Genomic DNA, 7,793 nt, shown 5'->3' on the forward strand with positions numbered 1-7,793 from the left:
TGCCTTGTGTTTCCTAGTCATCGACAGCAAGGGTCGGCTGGCGGGCGCGGCGCTGTGCTGGACGAGGACGTTCGTGAAGGACCTTGCCGTCCATCCCGAGGCGCGCGGGCGAGGCATCGCCGAAGCGCTGATGTGGCACGTCTTCGCCGCCTTTCGCGCACGGGACGCTGCGCATGTCGATCTCAAAACCAACACGGTCGAAAATGCCGCCGCGGTCAGGCTCTATGAGCGACTGGGAATGTTCGAAGTCGACTGGGAAGGCTAGCCCGGCTGGTCGGTTCCGCCCTCACGCCGCGGAAAGTGTATTGCTTCACATAGGTCGCCAACCGCAAATGCAAACACCCTGCCACGCCGTTCGATCGGGTAACGAGCGGAAGGTGTCGGAGGGGCTGCACCGGCATGTGTCAGCCGCGTTCCACGGCCGGTCCCGAGGTGGGTTCGGGATCCGCCTGCTCGTACGCTACCTATCACCGCCCGCGAATCTTCCTGTTTCCAAGGCCAACTGCTTTGTTATCGCTCAGTCGGCGCGTTGCCGATCTTCTGCTTGAGCTCGAGCGCCCAGGAGCGGCCTTCGTCGCCGCCCCATAGAAGCCAGGCGATGTAACCGGCCGACGGGTTTTCTTCACTGCCGAAGTTACGGCCCTTCTTGTCGACCTCATGGCGGGCGAAATAGCTGACCATGCGCTGGATGGTGGAGGGCGAAAGTTTATCGCGGTTCTTGAGCTCGGTCGCCCGCGCAACCCCGACCTCGGTGCCGCCGCGACCAAATATGCCGCGCAGCCTGAGGCCCATGGCGGCATTGTCGGCAACGATCTGCGGACAGCGCAGGTCGATTTCGTCATTGTCGGCTTCGCGCATGGTTCCTCCCCGATATGGATCTATAATCCTGAACGAAAAATGCGGTGAGATGCATCCCGTTCCGCAACGCTATTGCTTCGCAGTCGTCGGAGCCGCCTGAAAGGAACTGTCCACCAAAGCGACAAGCTGCATCTTGCCTGTATTCGTCTCACGGTTAAGCTTTGTTACAGCGGGGGCCCTCGAAAATCGGAGAAACACGATGCGGCTTCCCAAAACCGGCCTCGCCATCTTAATCCTCGCCGTTCCGCTATTCGCCAACGAGGCGCGGGCGGCCGACGATTGCGCCAATGCGATGGATCAAACGACCATGAACGAATGCGCCGGCAAGTCGCTCGCGAAGGCCGACAAAAAGCTCAACGACGCCTACAAGCAGATCGAGGGTCGGCTGAAGGACAATGCGGCGTCAAAGAAGCTGCTGGTCGATGCGCAGCGCGCCTGGGTCGCTTTCCGCGATGCCGAGTGCAAATTTCAGGGCGGCCCGCCCGACATGGCCGGCAGCATGTATCCAATGGTCGTCGCCGGCTGCCAGGAGGCCGTCACCGACAACCGGCTGAGGGATTTCCAGGGCTACCTCAATTGCCAGGAAGGCGATGCCAACTGCCCGGTGCCGGCGGCGCGGTAACTTCGTTTGTCCCGGTATCCCATGTGAGGTCCCCCTCATCCGGCCGCGGAGCCTGTCCTCGGGCTTGCCGGAGGCAAGACCCGTGGGCGGCCACCTTCACCCCGACGGGGAGAAGAGGTTGGCGCCGGCGTTGACAGTCTCCTCTCCCTTGGGGGAGGTCAGCAGCGAAACGGAGGCTGGGTGAGGGGACTTCTGCCGCTTGCGTGTGCAAAAATGTCGGAACCGTCCTTCGCGATGCGTCCTTGAGAGGCAAGGCGCGTTGCCGCGAACAGGCAGGCGTCGTCAAACGCACGGCTGATGGAGATGACGATGATCACCTTTCCCAACGAATCCCAGGAATACCGCGCCGCCCGCAAAACCCTTTTGCAGAAGGAGATCGAGCTGCGCCGCGCAATGGAGGATGTAGCCGTCGCCCGTCGCGCACTGCCGCCGGGCGGGCTGGTGCCTGAGGACTATGTGTTCGACGGGCTTGGCCCCGACGGCAAGCCGGCCCGGATAAAACTGTCGGAGCTGTTTTCGCCTGGCAAGGACACACTGATCGTCTACTCGATGATGTTTCCGCGCCATCCGCAGGAGACGCGCGACGTGGCGACAAGCGGCGGCACGGCCAAGCTCGCGCGGGCCGACCAGCCATGCCCGTCCTGCACGGCGCTGCTCGATCAGTTCGACGGCGCCATCGACCATCTCGAGGCCGCCGGCTTCAACTTCGCCGTGGTGGGCAAGACCGCGCTCGAAAACCTGATCACGCTTGGCCGCGACCGTGGCTGGACGAACATGCGGCTGCTCTCCTCGGCCGGCAACAGCTTCAAGCGCGACTACCACGCCGAGGCCGACGATGGTGCGCAGTTGCCGATGCTGTCGGTGTTCCATCGCGACGCCGACGGCATTCGCCATTTCTGGAGTTCGGAGCTTGGTTTCGCGCCCACCGAACCCGGCCAGGACCCGCGCGCCGTCGGCACCTGCGAGCCCTTGTGGAACCTGATGGATTTCACACCTGAAGGCCGGCCGGACTGGGACGAGCAGCTGCAGTATGCCGGCGCGTGCTGCCACTGAGTGGGCCTTCCCTTCTCCCCCTTGTGGGAGAAGGTGGATCGGCGCGCAGCGCCGAGACGGGTGAGGGGTGCTGGAAGAAATGAGGCGTTGGCAATTGTGCGTCCTCTCGGCGCTGATGGGCGGTTGTGAGTGGGCGTAACGCCAAGCTGGAACACCCCTCATCCGACCTCGCTGCGCGAGGCCACCTTCTCCCACAAACAAAGGGGAGAAGGGAGGGCGCTCCAATCTCCGCGCAACTTCGCCGCTTGTGTCGCGTTGGACTCTTCGAGGATCACAAACCCGGAGATTTCCTGTGAAACCGCATCTCACGCTTGCCATCGTCGCTTTGTTTGCCGGCACGCCGGCGGCCTTCGCCCAATCCGCCACGCCGGCCGACATACCGGCTGTCGGCGAAACCAAGATCGAGACCGAGACCTTCACCAGAACCGTCCCCAGCGCCAACCGCTTCGAGATTGAAAGCAGCAAGCTGGCCGAACAAAAGAATGTCGCCGCCGATGTCAGGGAATTCGCCGCGATGATGGTCAGGGATCACACCAAGGCTGGCGAGGATTTCAAGGCAGCTCTGGAACAGAGCCAGACCACGGCCTCGGTTACGGCGAGCGGCCCCGCATTGTTGCCGAGGGATCAGACGATGCTCGACCAGCTCAAGGGCTTGGATGGCGATGAATTCCAGGCGAAATACATCCTCCTGCAGACCGAGGCGCACAAGCAGGCGTTGGCGCTGTTTTCCACCTATGCGCAGTCGGGCGAAGACCCGGCGCTGAAGGAATTCGCCAAGAAGACGCTACCGACGCTGCGGACGCACGAAAAGCGCATAAAGGATTTGGTGGCCGCCCACAGCTAATGCATGGCGCCCAAAAGCATGCCCTCGGGCTTGACCCCCGGGCTTGACCCGGGGCTTGACCCGAGGATGCGCGGCAGTTTGGGGATAACGACACGCATAAAACAAGTGCCTAAAGCGCGTCGCGACGCGCTTTAGGCTGGCGCAGCTCTCAGGTGTTCTTGATCTGCTCGACCGCGGTCACCAGCAGTTCGTCCATGGCGCCGCGAATCTGAACATCCGACTGGGCGACGCCCGCCGCGTCGAAATCGGCGCGTATTTTGCGCAACACGTCGTCGTCCCCGGCCTCTTCGAAGTCCGCGCGCACCACCTCTTTCGCATAGGCGTCGGCGTCCTCACCGGTTTTGCCGAGCTTTTCAGCCGCCCATAGGCCGAGCAGCTTGTTGCGGCGCGCCATGGCCCTGAATTTCGTGTCCTCGTCCATCGCAAACTTCTTTTCGAAGCCTTCCTGACGGTCTCTCATACTGCTCATGGTGTGCCTCGTTCAGATGTGAGTCTCCGACCTTCATTCGATGGAGAAGAAGAGCGGGCTAGGGGCCGAACATGGCGTGCATAGATGTCAGAAGCAAGACCGGACCGTTCCTGCCGAACGGCAATCGCTCCAGGTTGGCGCTGCCCCTCACCATTACCCGCTCTCCGTAAGCACGGGGAGAAGGTTCCGACAGGGGGTTGAGGGGCGGCGCTGACTTCGGCATCGATCTCCGTAGCCCATGGCCTTCGCACCGATGTGATTTGACGTTGCCGCGCCGTGACCTACTCTCGAATGCGGTGGGTGAGGAGGCGAGCAATGCAGTCACCTTTCAAAGGGCTTCGCAGCGTCACGCTGGCAGCGGCAGTGATTCTTGCCGCCGCCACCGTAGCCTATGCACATCACGGCTGGTCGTGGACCCAGGACGGGTTCTTCGAACTCCGGGGCAAGATCACGGCCATCTACATCGGCAATCCACATGCCACGCTGGATGTCGACGCAGAGGGCGAGGTCTGGCGGGTGGATTTGGCGCCGCCGTCCCGGACGATCGCCGCCGGCTTCACCGAGGAGGTCGCCAAAGTCGGCGACGAGGTGACCGCGATCGGCCACCGCTCGCGAGACGAGACCGAGAAGTGGATGAAAGCATCCCGCATCATCGTCAATGGCAAGACTTATGATGTTTATCCCGACCGCGTCCCGCCGGCCTGAATGGACGAGCTCCTCGCCGGCATCGAGCAACTCGCCTTGGTGCGGGCACTGAAGGCCTCATTCGTCACCTATCCCATAGTCAACGCGCTGCACATCATGTCGATCGGCGCGCTGCTGACCAGCGTCTGGCTGATGGACCTCAGGGTCCTCGGCGCATTCCGCTCGCTGCCCTACGCGGCGTTCATCGCGTTGCTGCGCCGCACCGCATTGGCCGCGTTCGCCGGCGCGCTTGCCACGGGGTCGCTGCTCTTTTCAGTCAGGGCGAGCGAGTATGCGGCGATACCAATTTTTCTCGCCAAGATGACACTCATCCTTCTCGCCGGGGCCAACTTCCTCGTCTTCATGCGCCGCGCAAAAGGCGGCGACGAGCCGGCCGGTGGGACCGTGACCATCCTGGCTGTGCTCTCGCTTGTGCTGTGGACGTCGGTGCTGTTCGCGGGACGGTTTATCGGGTTTCTCAACTAGAGCGAGCGGCGGCAAAGACAGCTGTTTTGCGGTCAAATCTCGGGCGGGTTGGGACGCCCTCTTCACCCTCTGGGATAGGCGGATCGGCACGAAGGATCAGGGTGCTGTAGGAATCGCAGCGTTGGCGGGACAGCGCCCGCCTCTGGCCTGCCGGCCATCTCCCCCACAAGGAGGGAGATCGGCTAATCACCTAAGCAAAATACTCCTGCAGTGGCCGCACTTCCAAACTCCCGGCCCTCAGCGCTGCAATCGCCTCGGCCACCGCGGCCGCACCCGACAGCGTCGTGTAATACGGCACTTTCTGCATCAGCGTCGCGCGGCGCAGCGATTTCGAGTCCGACACCGCCTTCTGGCCATCAGTGGTGTTGAAGACGATCTGCACCTGGCGATTGCGGATGGCGTCCTCGATGTGTGGCCGGCCTTCCAGCACCTTGTTGATCTTTTCCGCGACGACGCCGTTTTCGGCGAGGAAGCGGGCGGTGCCTGAGGTGGCCATAACCTTGAAGCCTTGGCCGGCCAGGCGCTTGACCGCCGGCAATATGCCCTTCTTGTCCTCGTCGCGCACCGAGACGAACAGCGTGCCCGCGCGGGGGAGATCGACGCCCGCCCCTAACTGGCTCTTGGCGAAGGCCAGCGCGAAGTCGCGGTCGAGGCCCATAACCTCGCCGGTCGAGCGCATTTCCGGGCCGAGCAATATGTCGACGCCGGGGAAGCGGGCGAAGGGGAAGACGGCTTCCTTGACCGCGATGTGGCCGGGCCGCCTGGGATCGGGCATGGCGCCGTAATGGGCGAAGGCGTCTTCAAGCTTTTCGCCGGCCATGATGCGGGCGGCAATTTTCGCTATGGGACGGCCAATGGTCTTGGCGACAAAGGGCACGGTGCGTGACGCGCGCGGGTTGACCTCCAGCACATAGACTGTGCCGTCCTTGATCGCATATTGCACGTTCATCAGCCCGCCGACATTGAGCGCGCGGGCGAGCGCGGCCGTCTGGCGCTCCAGCTCGTCGACGAGGTCAGACGGCAGCGAGTGCACCGGCAGCGAGCAGGCACTGTCGCCCGAATGGATGCCGGCCTCCTCGATATGTTCCATGATGCCGGAGACGAAGGTCGACGTGCCGTCGCATAGGCAGTCGACATCGACCTCGATGGCGCCCGAGAGATAGGTGTCGAACAATAGCGGGTTCTTGCCCAAGAGCGTGTTGATCTGGCCGGTCTTGTCGTTGGGGTATTTCTGCTTGATGTCCTCCGGCACCAGGCCGGGCACGGTGTCGAGCAGGTAGGTCTGCAGCATGCTTTCGTCGTGGATGATCTGCATGGCGCGGCCGCCGAGCACATAGGACGGGCGCACCACCAGCGGGAAGCCGAGCTCGCCGGCGACGAGGCGGGCCTGCTCGACCGAATAGGCGATGCCGTTCTTTGGCTGGCTGAGGCCAAGCTTGTGCAGCAGCTTCTGGAAACGGTCGCGGTCTTCGGCCAGATCGATCATGTCGGGCGAGGTGCCGAGGATCGGGATGCCAGCCTTCTCCAGCGCGTCGGCGAGCTTTAGCGGCGTCTGACCGCCGAACTGGACGATGACGCCGACCAACTCGCCCGACGCCTGTTCGGCGCGCACGATCTCCAGCACGTCCTCCGACGTCAGCGGCTCGAAATAGAGCCGGTCCGAGGTGTCGTAGTCGGTCGAGACGGTCTCCGGATTGCAGTTGACCATGATCGCCTCGAAGCCGGCATCGCGCAGCGCGAAAGCCGCGTGGCAGCAGCAATAGTCGAACTCGATGCCCTGGCCGATGCGGTTGGGCCCGCCGCCAAGGATGACGACCTTCTTGCGCGACGACACCTGCGCCTCGTTGGCGAGCGCGCCGGCGAAGGGCGTCTCATAGGTGGAATACATGTAGGCGGTGGGCGAGGCAAACTCGGCGGCGCAGGTGTCGATGCGCTTGTAAACCGGATGAACGTCGAGCTTTTCGCGAATCTTCTGAATCTCTTCCACGTCTTTCCTGACCAGGGACGCGAGGCGGGCGTCGGAAAAACCCATCGCCTTCAGCATGCGCAGATTGGCGGCGTCCTGCGGGATGCCATGCTCGCGGATGCGATCTTCCATGGCCAGGATGCCGGCGATCTGCTCGAGGAACCAAGGATCGATCTTGCACATGGCGTGCACATCTTCGAGCGAGGTGCCCATGCGGATCGCCTGCGCCACCATGCGCAGCCGGTCGGGCGTCGGCGTGCCCAATGCGGCGCGGATGGCGTTGCGGTCGTCGGCGTGGTTGGCTGGCGTGCTCCCGTGGCCGATGCCGGGGATCTCGATCTCGTCCAGACCCGTCAGGCCGGTTTCCAGTCCACGCAGCGCCTTCTGCAGCGATTCCTGAAAAGTGCGGCCGATGGCCATGACCTCGCCGACCGACTTCATCGCCGTAGTCAGCACCGGCTCGGCGCCGGGGAATTTCTCGAAGGCGAAGCGCGGGATTTTGGTGACGACGTAATCGATCGACGGTTCGAACGAGGCCGGCGTGGCGCCGCCGGTGATGTCGTTCTCCAACTCGTCCAGCGTGTAGCCGACGGCGAGTTTCGCGGCGATCTTGGCGATGGGAAAACCGGTCGCCTTGGAGGCCAAGGCAGAGCTGCGCGAGACGCGCGGGTTCATCTCGATCACCACAAGTCTTCCATCTGCAGGATTCACGGCGAACTGCACGTTGGAGCCGCCGGTCTCGACGCCGATCTCGCGCAGCACCGCGATCGAGGCATTGCGCATCATTTGATATTCTTTGTCGGTCAGCGTC

General features: G+C 63.2%; 9 protein-coding genes. 6 read left to right on the top strand and 3 right to left on the bottom strand.

All coding sequences use genetic code 11. The annotated features are described in order from the left end of the window. Positions 1-265 (top strand): GNAT family N-acetyltransferase (locus EOA85_RS21320; protein ID WP_164759783.1); only part of this gene is annotated, 265 nt, incomplete at its 5' end. Positions 266-510: 245 nt separating this feature from the next. Here the strand turns inward: EOA85_RS21320 and EOA85_RS21325 are convergent. Continuing rightward, positions 511-858, bottom strand: coding sequence for a hypothetical protein (locus tag EOA85_RS21325; protein WP_029350104.1), 348 nt, complete (start codon positions 856-858; stop codon positions 511-513). A gap of 199 nt (positions 859-1,057) precedes the next feature. Here EOA85_RS21325 and EOA85_RS21330 point away from each other — a divergent pair, with 199 nt between their 5' ends. The 3 genes from EOA85_RS21330 to EOA85_RS21340 all read left to right on the top strand — a co-directional run bounded on the left by EOA85_RS21330 (position 1,058) and on the right by EOA85_RS21340 (position 3,377). Further along, entirely contained in the window at positions 1,058-1,480 is a 423-nt protein-coding gene (locus EOA85_RS21330; protein ID WP_127211063.1) for a lysozyme inhibitor LprI family protein, read from the top strand. 309 nt (positions 1,481-1,789) lie between these two features. After that, positions 1,790-2,533 (top strand): DUF899 family protein, encoded by a 744-nt coding sequence (locus tag EOA85_RS21335; protein WP_127211064.1) that lies wholly within the window; start codon positions 1,790-1,792, stop codon positions 2,531-2,533. A gap of 292 nt (positions 2,534-2,825) precedes the next feature. Further along, positions 2,826-3,377 (top strand): DUF4142 domain-containing protein, encoded by a 552-nt coding sequence (locus EOA85_RS21340; protein ID WP_127211065.1) that lies wholly within the window; start codon positions 2,826-2,828, stop codon positions 3,375-3,377. Positions 3,378-3,525: 148 nt separating this feature from the next. On the opposite strand, the gene EOA85_RS21345 is transcribed toward EOA85_RS21340, so the two are convergent. Continuing rightward, entirely contained in the window at positions 3,526-3,846 is a 321-nt protein-coding gene (locus EOA85_RS21345; protein WP_065012025.1) for a DUF1476 domain-containing protein, read from the bottom strand. Between the two features lie 315 nt (positions 3,847-4,161). Between EOA85_RS21345 and EOA85_RS21350 the strand changes: the two genes are divergently transcribed. Together EOA85_RS21350 and EOA85_RS21355 are read left to right on the top strand one after the other, a co-directional pair. After that, a complete protein-coding gene (locus EOA85_RS21350; protein ID WP_127211066.1) occupies positions 4,162-4,551 on the top strand; it encodes a DUF6152 family protein in 390 nt (129 codons plus the stop codon). Further along, entirely contained in the window at positions 4,552-5,016 is a 465-nt protein-coding gene (locus EOA85_RS21355; protein ID WP_127211067.1) for a DUF6644 family protein, read from the top strand. It abuts the gene before it with no gap. 190 nt (positions 5,017-5,206) lie between these two features. Here the strand turns inward: EOA85_RS21355 and carB are convergent. Further along, positions 5,207-7,793: carbamoyl-phosphate synthase large subunit (gene carB, locus EOA85_RS21360; protein ID WP_127211068.1), on the bottom strand; the 2,587-nt coding region annotated here is incomplete at its 5' end.

Origin of the sequence: Mesorhizobium sp. M5C.F.Ca.IN.020.29.1.1, from assembly GCF_003997375.1 — a bacterium.
In the GTDB taxonomy this organism is placed as follows: Bacteria; Pseudomonadota; Alphaproteobacteria; order Rhizobiales; family Rhizobiaceae; genus Mesorhizobium; species Mesorhizobium wenxiniae.